The sequence below is a fragment of the Sphingomonas yabuuchiae genome (assembly GCF_001477495.1).
In the GTDB taxonomy this organism is placed as follows: domain Bacteria; phylum Pseudomonadota; class Alphaproteobacteria; order Sphingomonadales; family Sphingomonadaceae; genus Sphingomonas; species Sphingomonas yabuuchiae_A.
Genome location: NZ_LDTF01000004.1, coordinates 65,041 through 79,949, shown reverse-complemented (window position 1 = coordinate 79,949; position 14,909 = coordinate 65,041). Strand labels below are relative to the sequence as shown.

Here is a 14,909-nt window from a genome sequence, read left to right as displayed (position 1 = left end):
GCCTCGCGACGCGGGTCTCGGGGCCAATCGGCGGACAATAGGGTAGCACCATGAACGATACGACCGCAGCACCGGCGACAAGCCTCATCCCCGATGGCGTGGCGGCGATCACGACCATCCATTTCGTCCTGCTCGCCATCGTCGCGCTGGCGGCGATCGCGATGATCGTGGTCGGGATGCGCCTGAAGCACCGGCGCAAAGAGGCCGCCCGCCGGGTGGAGGAAAACGCGCAGGAAGCCGGGCTGTCGGTGCGCCAGCCCGACCGCAAGCCGATCAGCGAAGCCTCGCTGACCGAGCCCAAGGCGAGCCCGACGCCCGCGCCTACGCCTGCACCGGCTCCCGCCCCGGCCGCACCGCCGCCGCCTGCCCCGGTCATGCCGACGCCGAGCGCGCCCGAGGAGCCGGTAATCGCGGACGAGCCGCTGAACGACGAACCGGTCGCCGCCGCCGCGCCGATGACCGCCAGCCCGGCCGCCGAAGCCGCGCCCGCCCTTACCGAAGCGCCCGCCGAACCGGCGCGCCCGGAGGATCAGCCGATCACGCTGCTCAAGGGCCTGGGCCCCAAGCTGACCCAGAAGCTGGCCGAACATGGCATCACCACGGTCGGCGACATGGCGGCGCTCAGCGAGGCGCAGGCACAGGCGCTCGACGCGCAGCTCGGGGCCTTTTCGGGCCGCATGGCGCGCGACCGCTGGCTGGAACAGGCGCGGCTGCTGGCCGCCGGCGATCGTGCGGGGTTCGAGGCGGTGTTCGGGCGTCTCTGACGGAACGCCCCGAGCGTCCACCGGTTGAGGCGCGATGACCACGCTCGATCCCGGCACCACCGCCCTCATCCTCATCGATCTGCAACAGGGCATCGTACCGCATGCGGGCGGTCCGCGATCCGGCGACGAGGTGGTGGCGACCGCCAAGACGCTCGCCACCCGCTTCCGCGAGGCGGGTGCGCCGGTCGTGCTGGTCCATGTCGGCTTCACGCCCGAGACGCTGCCCAGCCTCAACGCCGACCGCCCCAGCCTGCCGCCCGAGGGCACGCCGCCCGCATTCAGCGAACTGGTCCCCGACCTGCGCCAGCCCGGCGACATCGTCGTGCTGAAGCATCATTGGGGGGCCTTCACCGGCACCGACCTGGACCTGCAATTGCGGCGGCGCGGGGTGCGAACGGTGGTGATCGCGGGCATCTCGACCAATATGGGCGTCGAATCGACCGCACGTTCGGCGTGGGAACTGTCCTATGACGTCGTTATCGCCGAAGATGCCTGCGCTTCGCGCTCGGCAGAACTGCACGGCTTTGCCATCGAACAGATTTTCCCTTTGTTTTCGCGGGTCGTAGGGTCGGGGGATATCCGACTGGCGTAACGGGCGCGAGCAAAGGCCAGGAAGATGGAAAACAACCAATGCGCTGCTAAAATAGCATCAGGACTTTTTCGATCCGCCTTATTCGGCGTCAGCTGTCTTTACGCTTTCCACCTGAACGCCAGTCCCGAGCGGCTATCTGGACAAGCTTGACCGGGATAAAAATCGCGATTGCGATAAACAGAACGGCGATCAGTCCCAAGACGATGACGAACCACGGGTCTTCATTTCCCATCGAATAAGACCTCTGGCCTATCGAATGGCCGCTATCCGAGCGTCGCGTTCCTCAAGCCTCGCTGACCAGCAGCTTGTCGATCCGGCGGCCGTCCAGATCGACCACCTCGAAGCGCCAGCCCTGTTCGACGAAGCTCTCGCCCTCGCCCGGCAAGTGGCGGAATACGGCCAGCGCCAGCCCGGCTACGGTCGCGTAATCGCGGTCGTCGGGCAGGTCGATGCCCAGCCGGTCGGCCAGTGCATCCGCCGCCATGGTGCCCGCCACCAGCAGCGAGCCGTCGTCGCGCTCGACCACCGAGGGGGCCTCGCCCGGATCGGCGTCGGACGCGAACTCGCCCGCAATCGCGGCCAGCAGGTCGGACGGGGTCACGATCCCCTCGAAATGGCCGTACTCATCGTGGATCAACGCCATCGGCACCTCGGCCTGGCGCAGCGCCAGCAGCACGTCCATCGCATCGATCCGGTCGATCACGACGGGGGCCTTGCGCATCAGGTGCTTCAGGTCCAGCGGCTCGCCCCGGAACAGCGCCATGGCGATGTCGCGCGCCTGCACGACGCCGACCACCGCGTCGATCGAGCCCTCCCCCACCGGCAGGCGGGTGCGCGGGCTTTCCAGCAGCTTGGCACGGATCGCGGCATCGTCCAGCGTACAGTCCAGCCAGTCGATCTCGGTGCGCGGCGTCATCACCTCGCGCACCGGCCGGTCGGCCAGCCGCACCACGCCCGAGATGATCGAGCGCTCATGCTCCTCGATCACGCCGGACTTGGACGCCTCGGCCACGATCAGGTGCAGCTCCTCGGCGGTCACCTGATCCTCATTGTCGCGGTTCAGGCCCAACAGCTTGAAGATCACCCCGCTGGTCGAATCGAGCACCCAGACGATCGGCGCGGTGCCCACCGCCAGCCAGCGCATGGGTACGGCGACGAAGGCCGCGATCGGCTCCGGCTTGCGCAGCGCGAATTGCTTGGGCACCAACTCGCCCAGGATCAGCGAGGCATAGGTCGTCAGGCCGATGACCAGCGCGAAACCCAGCGTTGCGGCGGTCGAAGGCGACACGCCCAGCGCCTGCAACCGGGCGGCGGTCGGCGTGCCCAGGCTGGCACCCGAATAGGCGCCCGCGATGATACCGGTCAGGGTGATGCCGATCTGGACGGTCGACAGGAACTTGCCCGGATCGGCGGCCAGGGTCAGCGCGGCCTGCGCCCCCTTGCGACCGCTACGCGCCATCGCTTCCAACCGGGCGCGACGGGACGACACGATCGCCAGCTCGCTCATCGCGAATGCGCCATTCAACGCGACGAGCGCGAGAATGATGAGGACGTCGATCCACGGAAAGGGGGGCAGCGTTGCCATCGTTGTGAGGTGCTCATAGCGGGCCGGACAGGGCTTCGACAACTCCCGTCGTCATGTTCCGTTCAGTTCACCTGCGGAACAAGTCGGTCCGACGCGGCGTTCCGGGGGTTGAGACGCCGTCCGAAACTAACAAGGATCATGTTTATGCGACTGCTGCCCAAGTTCCTGACCGCCGCCGCGCTGTCCGCCCTTGTCGCCACCTCGGCCTGCACCACCGACCCTGAGACGGGCCAGCAGCGCCTGTCCAAGGCCGCGATCGGCGGCATCGGCGGCGCCGTCGGCGGCTATCTGCTGGGCGATCTGGTCGGCGGTCGTCGCGACCGGACCGAGAAGATCCTGGGCGCAGGCATTGGCGGCCTCGCCGGGGCCGGCATCGGTGCCTATATGGACAAGCAGGAGCGCGACCTGCGCGCCCGCACCGCGGGCACCGACGTGCAGGTGGTCCGTCAGGGCGACGACCTGCTGCTGAACCTGCCCTCGGGCATCACCTTCGCGTACAACTCGTCGCAGGTGCAGCCGCAGTTCCGCCAGACGCTGGACCAGGTTGCCGACATCCTGTCGCAGTACAAGCAGACCTATATCGACGTGTACGGCCACACCGATTCGACCGGCAGCGCGGAATACAACCAGCGCCTGTCCGAGCAGCGTGCGACGTCGGTCGCCGACTATCTGGCGTCGCGCGGCGTGCAGCCCGCCCGCATCGGCACGCGCGGCTTCGGCAAGTCGCAGCCGATCGCGTCGAACGACACCGAGGAAGGCCGCGCCGCCAATCGCCGCGTCGAGATCAAGATCGTGCCGATCCGCGAGGGCGATCTGCGCTGATCGCTCTCGCGATTCGCGAATATGGGAAAGGGGCTCGGGCGGGATACCGTCCGGGCCCCTTTCACGTCATCCTGCCGTCATGCGCCCGTCATGGCGGGCCAGCTTTACTGGTCCACGGAGAAACCCCCTTCAGGACAAGGCAGGCGATCGGCATGGAGCAAGGACCGGACAAGAATGCTCGGGCTCCCTTGCGGATCACGGCCTTGCTGACCGGGATACTCGTCTTCGTCTCGCTTCTGATATTAAATTCGTGGAACATCGCACCCCATTCGTCGCTCCGTGCGGCCATCGTCGGTGGTGCAAGCAGTCTTGTGGTCACGGCGCTGGCGCGCCTCTTCTACAAGCGAAGGGGCCCCTGAGGCCGCCCTATCGCCGGGCCGCGAAGAAGTCCCGGAGCAGGTCTGCCGCCTCGGCCTCGCCCATCCCGGCATAAACCTCCGGCCGGTGGTGACAGGTCGGCTGGCCGAAGAACCGTGGGCCATGCTCCACCGCGCCGCCCTTGGGGTCGCTGGCAGCGTAATAGAGCCGGGCGATTCGGGCATGAGCGATCGCGCCCGCGCACATGGCGCAGGGCTCCAGCGTCACCCACAGGTCGCAATCCTCCAGCCGGTCGCGGCCCAGCACCATGGCGGCGGCGCGAATCGCCTGGATTTCGGCATGCGCGGTCGGGTCGTGCAGGCGGCGGGGCGCGTTGGCGCCGGTCGCGATGATCGCGCCGCCCTGCACCACCACCGCGCCGACCGGCACCTCGCCCGCCTGCCCCGCCTGGATGGCGGCATCGAGCGCGGCACGCATCGGGGCGGGGAGCGGAAACATCGCCCCCTCCTGCCCCGCGCCCGTCATCCGGGCAAGAGCGCGCAAGAGAGCTTACTGGGCGTTGTCGGCGGGCTTTTCGACGCGCACGGTCGGCACCTCGACCGTCTTCTGGGTCGTGCCGACCGACACCTTTGGCCCTTCGGCGCGGAAGCTGGGTGCCTGGACGACGGCAGGGCGGGTCTGGTCGATGCTGATCCAGCCCATCGCCATGGCACCGGCGGCCAGCAGAAGGACGATGCCCAACAGAACGAGAAAAGCGCGCATGATCCTGGCTCCCAAAGGTTCGTTGCCGTAACAACGCAGCCGACGTGGCGCAGTTGCACCCGCGATCGGCATGCGGGATCGGCGCGAATTGCAGGGCCGATTGTGGGGAATCGGTTGACGCCACCCCCCGGACGGGGTATCGGCGCGGCCTTTCCGGGCACTGCCTGAAACCAGGATAACGATCATGTCGCGCATTTGCGAGCTGACCGGCAAGGGCCGGCAGGTGGGTAACAACGTTTCCCACGCCAACAACAAGACCAAGCGTACGTTCCTGCCGAACCTGCAGAACGTCACGCTGATTTCGGACTCGCTCGAGAAGAGCGTCCGTCTTCGCGTTTCGACCCACGGCCTGCGCTCGGTCGAGCATAATGGCGGCCTGGACAACTGGCTGGTCAAGACCTCGGACGATCAGCTCTCGCTGCGCGTGCGTCGCCTGAAGCGCGACGTCGTGAAGAAGCTGGCCGCCGCCAAGACCGAAGCCGCCGCCGCTTAATCAGCGACGCGTCGGTTGACGGGTTGAAGCCCGCCGCTCCCCGGAGCGGCGGGTTTTCGTCGTTGTGGTTTTGGGTGGTGTCTCTTGGCCTTCGACTTCGCTCAGGCTGAACGGAGCGAGGGAGTAGATCGCAAATACCAAATGCCGTTCAGCCTGAGCGAAGTCGAAGGCCACGCCACGCCCCTCAGCGAACGGCTGCGCGCTCCAGCCGGAACTTGAGCAGATAGCTCTTCTGCAGAAACAGCTGGTTGTCGTCCGACACCAGCCACAGGATCGTCGCCCCCGCCTCCTGCGTCACGGCCACCCCTTCGAAATTGTCGTGGATCAGCGGCGAATCGAGTTCGGCGAGCAATCGCGCCTGTGCCACCCGCCCCGGCGCGATCTGCGCGGCGGGAACCAGCATGATCCGATTGGAGAAGCGGAAGGGCAGCCGGAAACGCCGCTCGACGATGACCAGCGATCCGTCCGGCAGCGCCGCCGCATCGGCGACATCATGGTCCGGCGACACGCGATAGGCGAAGCGCCGAGCATGACCCTTGAGCGGATCGCCCGGAAAGATCAGCGCCTGGCGGCTGTCGCGACGCGATGCCTCGCCGCCGCGCCAGAATTGGCGCCGGACCTTCGCTTCTTCGGAAATGGTCACGAATCGCCCATCGGGCATCCGCGCCAGCGATTCGGCCCCGCCATTTTTGGGCCAGTTCTTCATCTCATGCGGCGCGATATAGCCCTCGGCCCGCGCGAAGCCGGGCGCATAGCGCCAGATCTGGTTGAACCGCTCGAACCCGACCCAGAGCTGCCCCGTATTCGGGTCGACCGCCAGCGATTCGCTGTCGCGGTCCTGCTTCATCCATCCCGTGGCGGGGCCGGCGGGCAGGTTGGAGAAATGCAGGTCGTGCGGCGCCCAATCCGCCCCCATGCGAAAGCGCACGACATTGCCGCCGTCGCTCAGCAGCAGAAAACGATCGCCCGACACCGCCAGCGAGGAATAGCCGCCAAAGGCGGGCGACCGGCTCGTCAGGACGATGCCGCCCAGATAGGTCAGCGCGCCCAGTTTGCGCCGCGACGGATCGTGCGGATCGAGATCGACCCGGCGCGCATCCATCTGCGCCGCCCCCTCGAACAGCGCCAGCCGCTGCTCGCCCGTCCATCCCGGCACCAGCGCCAATATCAACAGGCAGGAGAGCAGAATACGCATGCCGCCTCATACGCCTTGCGACGCAGCACGACAGCCCCTCGACCGAGACCATCGTCCCGCATCTGCATGAACGGCGGATAACGACGACATTCAGGAAGCGCTCAACGCGAATCGGCCAGAAGCGGTGCAACGACGACGGATGGGACCGTCGATCGACACGAGTTTCGGGAGTGAGACCATGATGAAGACCCTGACCCTGGCGGCGACCGCAATGGCGATGATCGGTGGCGCCGTGCTGCCCGCGACCGCCGCGGATGCGCACCGCTATCGCCGGGCCCATCATTCGGATCGCTATTATCGCGGTTACGACGACGGCGCGCGTGCCGAGTATCAGGCGAGCAAGTGCCGCCGCTCGGGCACGACCGGCACCATCGTCGGTGCGGTGGCGGGCGGCCTGCTGGGCCGGACCATCGACACCCAGGGCGATCGCACGCTGGGCACGCTGATCGGCGGCGGTGCCGGCGCGCTGGCGGGCCGGGCGATCGAGCGGTCGGGCCGTCCGGGCTATTGCCGCTAAACGGTTAGGGCGGGCGGAGCCTGTATCTGCCCCACCCGCCCCAGTTTTCTCGCGTAGCGTATCGAGGACGGAACGCCGATCTCCCCACCGGAGGTCGGCGTTTTTGCGTTCCTCAATACATGTGCTGACCGCCGTTGATCGACAGGGTCGAGCCGGTGACGAAGCCCGCTTCGTCCGAGCAGAGGAAGGCGACGCCGCGCGCGATCTCATGCGCCTGGCCCAGGCGGCCGACCGGGATCTTGGCGACGATCTTCTCCAGCACGTCGGCGGGGACGGCGGCGACCATGTCGGTGTCGATATAGCCCGGCGCGATCGCGTTCACGGTCACGCCGACACGTGCGCCTTCCTGCGCCAGCGCCTTGGTGAAGCCATGGATGCCCGACTTGGCGGCGGCATAGTTGACCTGGCCATATTGACCGGCCTGGCCGTTGATCGAGCCGATATTGACGATCCGGCCCCATTTGCGCTCACGCATGCCGGGGAACACCGCCTTAGCCATGTTGAAGCAACCGCCCAGATTGGTGTCCATGACCTCCTTCCACATCTGGTAGGTCATCTTCAGCAGCGTGCCGTCGCGGGTGATGCCCGCATTGTTGACGACGATGTCGACGGGGCCGAGTTCCTCGGCGACCTGTGCGACACCGGCCTGCACGGCGTCATAGTCGGCGACGTCCCACTTATAGGCCTTGATCCCGGTCCGCTCCGAAAACTCGCGCGCGCGCTCGTCATTGCCCGCATAATTGGCGGCGACGGTTACGCCCGCCTCCTTCAGGGCCAGGCTGATCGCCTCGCCGATACCGCGCGTACCACCCGTCACAATCGCGACCCGTGCCATTCAACCTCTCCCAAATGAGATTGTGGCTTAAAAGGGGCATGCGCCGTCTGCAATGGCGAACACCGGGTGAAACGTAATATTACGCTACGGCAACCAGCCCTGAAGTTCGCGTTCGATCAATCCGCGTAGCATCGCGACACCGACGTCACTGTCGTTAAGGCATGGAAGATAGGCGAAATGGGTACCGCCCGCGCCTTCGAAACTTTCACGACCGCGAATCGCCAGTTCTTCCAGCGTCTCGATACAGTCGGCCGAGAAGCCCGGCGCCAGGATCGCGACCTTGCGGATGCCACGCCCCGGCAGCGATTCGAGTACCGTGTCGGTCGCGGGCTCCAGCCATTTGGCACGGCCGAATCGCGACTGGAACGCGACCAGCAACTCGCGGCCCGCCAGCGTGTCCTTCATCGCCTCGGCCAGCAGCCGCGCGGTCTTGCGGCAATGGCAATGATAGGGATCGCCCAGCTCCAGCGTCCGCTGCGGCATCCCGTGGAAACTGGCGACGACGGCCTCCGGCTCGAAATCCAGCGTGGCGAGCTGCGCCTCCAACTGCTGTTTCAGCGCATCGATATAGAGTGCATCGTCATAATAGGGCGGCAGGGTGCGGATGGCGGGTTGCCAGCGCAGCGTCGCCAGATGCGCGAAGGCCCGATCATTGGCGGTGGCGGTCGTCGCCGCACAATATTGCGGATAGAGCGGCGCGAGCAGGATACGCTCGCACCCGGCGTCCTTCATCGCCTTGACCTGATCGGCGATGGCGGGGCGGCCATAGCGCATCGCCCAGTCGACCATCACGCCCGGCCCGAACGCATCCTTCAGCGCGACCGCCTGCGCGCGCGTGATCGCCGCCAGCGGAGAGCCGTCGTCGCGCCACACCAGCGAATAGGCATGGGCGGACTTTTTCGGTCGGGTATTCAGGATGATCCCGCGCAGGATCGGCTGCCACAACAGGGCCGGAATCTCGATGACCCGACGATCCGACAGGAATTCGCGCAGATAGCGCTTCACCGATTTCGGATCGGGCGCATCCGGGGTTCCCAGATTCATCAGCAGCACGCCGATCTTCGGACGCGGGACGGGCGGGTGGTCGGGCGGCAGCATCAGGCGGACAACTCCATCGGCAGGCTTCGTATCCGTGGGAAGCCCGGCAGGGTGGCGAGCGCGTTGGCAATGGCGGGCGCGACCGGCGGCACGGCCAGCTCGCCCACCCCGCCGGGCGATTCGTCGGATGAGATAATCTCGACCGTGATGTCGGGCGTGTCGGTGAGGCGCGGCAGGTTCAGTGCCCCCAGCCGCGACGGCACGGCCCATCCCCGCTCGAACCCGACCGCGCCGCCGCGCAAGGCAGCCAGCCCGAAGATCAGCCCGCCCTCGACCTGCTGTCGCACGATATCGGGGTTCACCACCCGGCCACAGTCGATGGCGGCGACCAGCCGGTCGACGACCGGGCGGCCATTCTCGTCCCGGTGCGTCTCGGCCATCACCGCGACATAGCTGCCACGAAAGGCGTGCGCGGCGACGCCCTGCCCGCTGCTGGCCGCGCCGCCTTCCCAGCCGCCGAGCGAGGCGGCGGTCGACAGGCACCGCGCCAGCCGGGGCTCCTCCCCCAGCATCGCGATCCGCCACGCCAGCGGATCGGCGCCTGCAGCGCGCGCGCATTCGTCGATGAAGGACTCGGTGATGAAGCAGTTGGCGACATGCGCGCCGCCGCGCACATGGCCGGTCGGGATGGGCAGGGCGGCGTCATGGTGATGCACGGCCAGCGCCGGGATCGCATAGGGCGGCACCGCGCCGCCCATCGCATAGGCATCGCCCCGCCCCTGCCCGCGCATCCCCCAGCGGACCAGCCCACCGGGCATCACCTGCTCCGCCAGCGCCCGCCCGGTCGAAGGCGTCGCGATCCGGCCGCGCCAACCGACCAGCTTGCCCTGCGCCAGCCGCGCCGTCATCCGGGCCATGGCGGGGGCGCGCCAGGCGTCGCGGCGCAGATCCTCGGTGCGCGACCATTGGACGTTGACCGGCCGCTTCAACCTGGCCGCAATCATCGCCGCCTGCGCCACCGCATCCTGCTCCAGCCCCAGGCCGAAACCGCCGCCGATCGGCATGGCGTGGACGATCACCCGATCCTCCGGAACGGCCGCCGCCCGCGCCGCGACCTTGCGCGCGGCCTCCGGGGCCTGGGCCGGCACCCAGAGTTCCAGCCCGCCATCCTGCCACGCCGCCACCGCCGCGCGCGGCTCGATCGCGGCATGAACGCCGGTGCCGATCCGGTAGCGCGCCTCGATCAGCCCCGGCCCCTCCAGTCCCGCCGCGACATCGCCGCGCGTCACGACGCTATGGCCTTCCTCCTTCAGGGCCGCTCCGAGCCCTTGGGTGATGGCTTGCGAGGTCGGCACCGCCCCGTCGCCGAGCGCGCGGGGGGCGGCCGCGTCGAGGCCCTTTTGCGCGATCCACCAGCTGCCGGCGGCGACCGCGACCCAATCCTCGCCTTCGATCACCTCGATGACGCCCGGCACCGTCATGGCCGCCGCCCGGTCGATGCGGATCGCGCGCGTCCGGCCCAGCGGCGCGTGACGGAGCGCGACATGGACCATCTCGGGCAGGCGGATATCGGCGGTGAAATTGGCCGAGCCGTCGAGTTTGGCGGGTGAATCGAGCCGGGGCACGTCCTTGCCCGCCAGCTTGCCCGCGCCGCCGCTGCCCAGCGGCAGGGGATGGGGCACCGTCTCGCCCGCCGCCGCCTCGGCCAGTTCGGCGAAGCGCAGTCGCTGGTTACCGTGGACGATGAAGCCGTCCCTCGCCTCGCAGTCGCTCCAGTCGACGCCCCAGCGGCGGGCGGCGGCCTGCGCCATCAGCGCGCGGGCGGTCGCGGCGGCGGCGCGGGCAGGCCCCTCGAACATGCGCAGCGAACTCGAGCCCGCAGTCAGCATCACCCGGTCGCGCCGCAGCCATTCGTCGCGCACGCGATCCGGCAGGCGGCCGAACGCGCCCTCGAACAGCGAATCGACCCCGACCGGATTGGCGTAGAGCGGGCCGAGCGGCGCAGGCTCGACCGCGACGGTGCGCCAATCGGCACCCAGCTCGTCGGCGACCACCTGCGCCAGCGTGGTCGCGATCCCCTGGCCATGCTCGGCCTGCGGCACCGCGACGGTGACGATCCCGTCGCGCCCGATCTTCAGCCACGCCCCGAACGCCTGCTCGCCCGGCTCGGTCGCCAGGCTTGGCGGATAGGTGCGGGGCCACAGGCCCCAGGCGACCAACAACCCGGCCCCCACGCCCCCACCGACGACAATGTTGCGCCTGCTCAACTCCATCGCGGCCAGCCTTAGCCGACAGGCCGGGTCAGACAAGCAGGGGGTTTTGCTGTCTCAGAGCGAGGGGATCGATTGTTCGCGCGAAGCCGCGAAGAGTTTTGCGCGCAGAGGCGCGGAGGACGCAGAGATGTCCGGCCCGGCCGCAAGGCCAGTCCATACTCGCGTTGCGACATGGTCTGCCGATCGAAACGGCAGGAGAAGCGAGCCGCCAATCCCCCTCTGCGTCCTCCGCGCCTCTGCGCGAACCATTCTTCTTCGCGACGTCGCGGCTTCGCGTGAACCTGATTTTCCGGCGGTCACAGCATGGGCACCCCCGCCCCACACAGGATGGCACCGAACCCATGGTCTTGGTGTTGTCCCACGACCGCTCTATGAAGCGGACCAGAAAGGGAAACGCATTTGATCCTCTCCATGCTTGCCGCCACGGGGCTTGCCGCCGCCGGGGGCCATATCCGGTTCGAGGATCTGGGGTTGCACCCGGACGTCTTCTCGATCGGCTTCTTCACGCTGCGCTGGTACAGCCTGGCCTATATCACCGGCATCCTGTTCGGCTGGTGGTATCTGGGCAAGATGCTCGACCGACCGGGTGCGCCGATGTCGCGCGCCCATGCCGACGATCTGGTCTTCTATGCCACGCTGGGCATCATCCTGGGCGGGCGGATCGGCTATGTGATCTTCTACGCGCCCGAGATGTTCCTGCACCCGCTGCGGATCATCCGGCTGTGGGACGGCGGCATGAGCTTCCATGGCGGCGCGGCGGGCACCGGGATCGGCGTCATCCTGTTCGCGCGCAAGCACAAGCTCAGCTGGCTGCGCATCCTCGACTATCTGGTTTGCACCGCGCCGGTCGGGTTGTTCCTGGGCCGCCTCGCCAATTTCGTGAACGGCGAGCTGTGGGGCAAGCCGTCCGACGCCCCCTGGGCGATCATCTTCCCGCGCACCGTGCCCTTCGGCCTTCCCGATCCGGCCCGCCACCCCAGCCAGCTATACGAGGCCGGGCTGGAGGGGCTGGTCCTGTTCGCCGTCATGAGCTTCGCCTTCTGGCGCACCAAGGCGCGGTACGATCCGGGCAAGCTCTCGGGCCTGTTCCTGCTGGGCTATGGCATTGCACGCTTCATCGTCGAGTTTTTCCGCGAACCCGACCAGCAGCTGCGCGCCTTTGCGGAGATGACCGGGCTGCACATGGGCCAGTGGCTGTGCGTGCCGATGATCCTGGGCGGGCTGTACCTGATGAACACCGCCAAGGCGCGCCGCGTCCGGGTCGAGCCGATCGCGGGATCCGACAGCGTTTCCTGATCCCCTTGCGGCGAAGGGGGCGGATCGGCAGAGCGGGTTCATGACAAACCCGCTGATCCCCCCCGCCGATCACAAGCCGGAGCCCAAGGACGCGCTGCCCGAACGGCTCGCCCGCGCCATCGCGCTGGCCGGGCCGATTCCGGTGGCGCAGTTCATGGCCGCCGCCAATGCGCATTATTATGGTACCCGCGATCCGCTCGGCGCGGGCGGCGACTTCACCACCAGCCCCGAGATCAGCCAGATGTTCGGCGAACTGGTCGGCCTGTGGTGTGCCGACCTGTGGGACCGGGCGGGGCGGCCCGAGGTGCACTGGGTTGAGCTGGGGCCGGGACGCGGCACACTGGCAGCGGACGCCCGGCGCGCCATGGCCAAGGCGGGCTTCACGCCCGACATCCATTTCGTCGAGACCAGCGCCACGCTCCGAGCCGCGCAAGGCCAGCGCGTGGCGGATGCGACTTGGCACGATAATGTCGATACGCTGCCGACCGACCGACCGCTGATCGTCGTCGCCAACGAGTTCTTCGACGCCCTCCCCATCCGCCAGCTCGTCCGGCGGGGTGACGGCTGGCACGAGCGGCTGGTCGCGGCGCAGGATCTGCTCTTCCTGCCGATCGCGGGTCCCCCCGTGCCGGGCGAGATCATTCCCGAGCCGCTGCGCGAGGCCGAGGCCGGGTCTGTGATCGAGGTGTCCCCCGCCAGCGTCGCGGTGATGCGCGCGCTGTCCGCACGGATCGCCGCGCAGGGGGGCGCCGCCCTGATCGTCGACTATGGCTATGAAGGCCCCGCCATCGCCGACACGCTGCAGGCGGTGCGCGGGCACGCCTATGCCAACCCCTTCGAGCGGCCGGGCGAGCAGGATCTGAGCGCGCATGTCGACTTCACGACGCTGGCCGCCGCCGCGCAAGGCACGGGCCTGGCCGCCTTCGGCCCGGTGACGCAGCGCGACCTGCTGGGTGCGCTCGGCATCGACCAGCGGACCGCCAGCCTCGCCCGCGCACATCCCGACCGGGCCGAGGCGCTGCTCGCCGATCGCAACCGGCTGATGCAGGACATGGGCACGCTGTTCCGTGCGCTGGCGGTCGCCCGGCCCGACTGGCCGGTGCCTGCGGGCTATGGCGAATGATCGTCTATCGCGACGCCGCGCCCGGTGATGGCACAGCCCTCGCCGCAATGGCGCGTGCCGCCTTTACGGACACCTTCGGCCATCTCTACCCGCCCGCCGACCTGAACGCCTTTCTGGACGAAGCCTTCGGCCCCGAAGGCCTGCCCGCCCAAATCGGCCATCCCGACTTCACCATCCGGCTGGCCACCGAGGGGGATGCGATCGTCGGCTTCGCCAAGATCGGACCCGTCGGCTTTCCCGGTGAATGGCCAGACGATGCGGTCGAACTCTATCAGCTTTACGTCGCCTCCAGTCATCTGGGCGCGGGCGTCGGCCCCGCCCTGATGGACTGGACCATCGCCACCGCGCGGGCGCGCGGGGCAAGCCAGCTGATCCTGTCGGTCTATGTCGACAATCACCGGGCCAAGGCCTTTTACACCCGCTACGGCTTTGTCGATATCGGACGCTACGACTTCCCCGTCGGCGGGACGATCGACGAGGATCGGATCATGAGGTTGTCGCTATGACCATCGAAACACTCCGCACGCCCCTGTTGGAGCCTGTCGCGCATGGCTTTCTCGGGCGGCGCGGTGGCGTGTCGGCAGGCATCCATGGCGGCCTGAATGTCGGACTGGGTTCGGAGGACGACGCCGAGTCGGTCGCCGAGAATCGCCGCCGGGCGCGCGACGCGGTGCTGCCCGGTTCGCGCCTCATCACCTGCTACCAGATTCACTCGGCCGAGGCGGTGACGATCCTGACCCCGCCCGAGGACGATATCCGCCCGCATGGCGATGCGCTGGTGACCGACCGGCCGGGGCTGTTGCTCGGCATCCTAACCGCCGATTGCGCGCCGGTGCTGTTCGCCGATGCGGAGGCGGGCGTCGTCGGCGCGGCCCATGCCGGGTGGAAGGGCGCGCTGGGCGGCATCACCGACGCGACCCTGCTCGCCATGGAAGCGCTGGGGGCGAAGCGCGAGCGGATCGCCGCCGCCATCGGCCCGTGCATCGCCCGCGCCAGCTATGAGATCGACGCGGCCTTCCTCCGCCGCTTCGCCGAGGCCGACCCCGAAAACGAACGCTTCTTCGCGGACGGCACCCGCGCTGACCATTACCAGTTCGACCTGGAGGCCTATGTCGCCCACCGCCTGGCCGCCGCGGGCATCGCGCGCGTCGCGGCGCTGGGCGAGGACACCTATACGCAAGAGGACCGCTTCTTCAGCTTCCGCCGCGCGACGCACCGCAACGAACCCTCCTATGGCCGCCAGATTTCGCTGATCGGCCTCGCCTGAGCCTCGCCAAAGCCATTCGCCGCGTTATC

Annotated in this window: 17 protein-coding genes; 9 read left to right on the top strand and 8 right to left on the bottom strand. The window is 68.3% G+C overall.

The genetic code is table 11. From position 1 onward, the window contains the following. Positions 1 to 50: 50 nt before the first annotated feature. Together NS355_RS00790 and NS355_RS00785 are read left to right on the top strand one after the other, a co-directional pair. Complete coding sequence (locus NS355_RS00790; protein WP_058743908.1) at positions 51 to 764, top strand: hypothetical protein; 714 nt, start codon at positions 51 to 53, stop codon at positions 762 to 764. Between the two features lie 34 nt (positions 765 to 798). Then, positions 799 to 1,356, top strand: a complete 558-nt coding sequence (locus NS355_RS00785) for a hydrolase (protein WP_058743907.1) — start codon at positions 799 to 801, stop codon at positions 1,354 to 1,356. Between the two features lie 88 nt (positions 1,357 to 1,444). Here the strand turns inward: NS355_RS00785 and NS355_RS18870 are convergent, their stop codons facing one another. Then, positions 1,445 to 1,588 (bottom strand): hypothetical protein, encoded by a 144-nt coding sequence (locus NS355_RS18870; protein ID WP_167345375.1) that lies wholly within the window; start codon positions 1,586 to 1,588, stop codon positions 1,445 to 1,447. Between the two features lie 51 nt (positions 1,589 to 1,639). Next, positions 1,640 to 2,941 carry a hemolysin family protein gene (locus NS355_RS00780; RefSeq protein ID WP_058743906.1) on the bottom strand — a complete coding sequence of 434 codons (1,302 nt, stop codon included), beginning with the start codon at positions 2,939 to 2,941 and terminating at the stop codon, positions 1,640 to 1,642. A 144-nt stretch (positions 2,942 to 3,085) separates the two neighbouring features. Between NS355_RS00780 and NS355_RS00775 the strand changes: the two genes are divergently transcribed. Beyond that, complete coding sequence (locus NS355_RS00775) at positions 3,086 to 3,763, top strand: OmpA family protein (protein WP_058743961.1); 678 nt, start codon at positions 3,086 to 3,088, stop codon at positions 3,761 to 3,763. Positions 3,764 to 4,129: 366 nt separating this feature from the next. Here NS355_RS00775 and NS355_RS00765 read toward each other — a convergent pair whose 3' ends face one another. Beyond that, on the bottom strand, positions 4,130 to 4,579 hold the full coding sequence (locus NS355_RS00765) for a nucleoside deaminase (RefSeq protein WP_244489503.1): 450 nt from the start codon (positions 4,577 to 4,579) through the stop codon (positions 4,130 to 4,132). Between the two features lie 51 nt (positions 4,580 to 4,630). Beyond that, entirely contained in the window at positions 4,631 to 4,843 is a 213-nt protein-coding gene (locus NS355_RS00760; RefSeq protein WP_058743904.1) for a hypothetical protein, read from the bottom strand. Positions 4,844 to 5,027: 184 nt separating this feature from the next. Here NS355_RS00760 and rpmB point away from each other — a divergent pair, with 184 nt between their 5' ends. After that, positions 5,028 to 5,336, top strand: coding sequence for a 50S ribosomal protein L28 (gene rpmB, locus NS355_RS00755; protein WP_056432158.1), 309 nt, complete (start codon positions 5,028 to 5,030; stop codon positions 5,334 to 5,336). A gap of 184 nt (positions 5,337 to 5,520) precedes the next feature. Here rpmB and NS355_RS00750 read toward each other — a convergent pair whose 3' ends face one another. Further along, complete coding sequence (locus NS355_RS00750; protein ID WP_058743903.1) at positions 5,521 to 6,531, bottom strand: esterase-like activity of phytase family protein; 1,011 nt, start codon at positions 6,529 to 6,531, stop codon at positions 5,521 to 5,523. 178 nt (positions 6,532 to 6,709) lie between these two features. Between NS355_RS00750 and NS355_RS00745 the strand changes: the two genes are divergently transcribed. After that, entirely contained in the window at positions 6,710 to 7,048 is a 339-nt protein-coding gene (locus NS355_RS00745) for a glycine zipper 2TM domain-containing protein (RefSeq protein WP_058743902.1), read from the top strand. Positions 7,049 to 7,160: 112 nt separating this feature from the next. Here NS355_RS00745 and phbB read toward each other — a convergent pair whose 3' ends face one another. From phbB to NS355_RS00730, 3 genes are all read right to left on the bottom strand, one after another. After that, positions 7,161 to 7,883, bottom strand: coding sequence for an acetoacetyl-CoA reductase (gene phbB / locus NS355_RS00740; protein WP_056432167.1), 723 nt, complete (start codon positions 7,881 to 7,883; stop codon positions 7,161 to 7,163). A gap of 84 nt (positions 7,884 to 7,967) precedes the next feature. After that, a complete protein-coding gene (gene hemH / locus NS355_RS00735; RefSeq protein WP_058743901.1) occupies positions 7,968 to 8,981 on the bottom strand; it encodes a ferrochelatase in 1,014 nt (337 codons plus the stop codon). After that, on the bottom strand, positions 8,981 to 11,194 hold the full coding sequence (locus tag NS355_RS00730) for a xanthine dehydrogenase family protein molybdopterin-binding subunit (RefSeq protein WP_058743900.1): 2,214 nt from the start codon (positions 11,192 to 11,194) through the stop codon (positions 8,981 to 8,983). Before NS355_RS00730 ends, hemH begins: the two co-directional genes overlap by 1 nt. Before the next feature lie 411 nt (positions 11,195 to 11,605). Between NS355_RS00730 and lgt the strand changes: the two genes are divergently transcribed. From lgt to pgeF, 4 genes are read left to right on the top strand one after another with little or no spacing between them, the layout of a single operon-like run. Further along, a complete protein-coding gene (gene lgt / locus NS355_RS00725) occupies positions 11,606 to 12,490 on the top strand; it encodes a prolipoprotein diacylglyceryl transferase (RefSeq protein WP_153007973.1) in 885 nt (294 codons plus the stop codon). A gap of 40 nt (positions 12,491 to 12,530) precedes the next feature. Beyond that, positions 12,531 to 13,613 (top strand): class I SAM-dependent methyltransferase, encoded by a 1,083-nt coding sequence (locus NS355_RS00720; protein ID WP_058743898.1) that lies wholly within the window; start codon positions 12,531 to 12,533, stop codon positions 13,611 to 13,613. Beyond that, positions 13,610 to 14,119, top strand: a complete 510-nt coding sequence (locus NS355_RS00715; RefSeq protein WP_058743897.1) for a GNAT family N-acetyltransferase — start codon at positions 13,610 to 13,612, stop codon at positions 14,117 to 14,119. The genes NS355_RS00720 and NS355_RS00715 overlap by 4 nt, the downstream gene beginning before the upstream one ends. Continuing rightward, positions 14,116 to 14,880, top strand: coding sequence for a peptidoglycan editing factor PgeF (pgeF, locus tag NS355_RS00710; RefSeq protein WP_058743896.1), 765 nt, complete (start codon positions 14,116 to 14,118; stop codon positions 14,878 to 14,880). Before NS355_RS00715 ends, pgeF begins: the two co-directional genes overlap by 4 nt. Positions 14,881 to 14,909 lie beyond the last annotated feature (29 nt).

Coding starts and splice junctions, on each gene's coding strand:
- NS355_RS00715 (WP_058743897.1), top strand. CDS start 13,610: ATGATCGTCTATCGCGACGCCGCGCCCGGTGATGGCACAGCCCTCGCC.
- NS355_RS18870 (WP_167345375.1), bottom strand. CDS start 1,588: ATGGGAAATGAAGACCCGTGGTTCGTCATCGTCTTGGGACTGATCGCC.
- NS355_RS00720 (WP_058743898.1), top strand. CDS start 12,531: ATGACAAACCCGCTGATCCCCCCCGCCGATCACAAGCCGGAGCCCAAG.
- rpmB (WP_056432158.1), top strand. CDS start 5,028: ATGTCGCGCATTTGCGAGCTGACCGGCAAGGGCCGGCAGGTGGGTAAC.
- NS355_RS00765 (WP_244489503.1), bottom strand. CDS start 4,579: ATGTTTCCGCTCCCCGCCCCGATGCGTGCCGCGCTCGATGCCGCCATC.
- pgeF (WP_058743896.1), top strand. CDS start 14,116: ATGACCATCGAAACACTCCGCACGCCCCTGTTGGAGCCTGTCGCGCAT.
- NS355_RS00760 (WP_058743904.1), bottom strand. CDS start 4,843: ATGCGCGCTTTTCTCGTTCTGTTGGGCATCGTCCTTCTGCTGGCCGCC.
- phbB (WP_056432167.1), bottom strand. CDS start 7,883: ATGGCACGGGTCGCGATTGTGACGGGTGGTACGCGCGGTATCGGCGAG.
- NS355_RS00785 (WP_058743907.1), top strand. CDS start 799: ATGACCACGCTCGATCCCGGCACCACCGCCCTCATCCTCATCGATCTG.
- NS355_RS00745 (WP_058743902.1), top strand. CDS start 6,710: ATGATGAAGACCCTGACCCTGGCGGCGACCGCAATGGCGATGATCGGT.
- NS355_RS00750 (WP_058743903.1), bottom strand. CDS start 6,531: ATGCGTATTCTGCTCTCCTGCCTGTTGATATTGGCGCTGGTGCCGGGA.
- lgt (WP_153007973.1), top strand. CDS start 11,606: ATGCTTGCCGCCACGGGGCTTGCCGCCGCCGGGGGCCATATCCGGTTC.
- NS355_RS00780 (WP_058743906.1), bottom strand. CDS start 2,941: ATGGCAACGCTGCCCCCCTTTCCGTGGATCGACGTCCTCATCATTCTC.
- NS355_RS00790 (WP_058743908.1), top strand. CDS start 51: ATGAACGATACGACCGCAGCACCGGCGACAAGCCTCATCCCCGATGGC.
- hemH (WP_058743901.1), bottom strand. CDS start 8,981: ATGCTGCCGCCCGACCACCCGCCCGTCCCGCGTCCGAAGATCGGCGTG.
- NS355_RS00730 (WP_058743900.1), bottom strand. CDS start 11,194: ATGGAGTTGAGCAGGCGCAACATTGTCGTCGGTGGGGGCGTGGGGGCC.
- NS355_RS00775 (WP_058743961.1), top strand. CDS start 3,086: ATGCGACTGCTGCCCAAGTTCCTGACCGCCGCCGCGCTGTCCGCCCTT.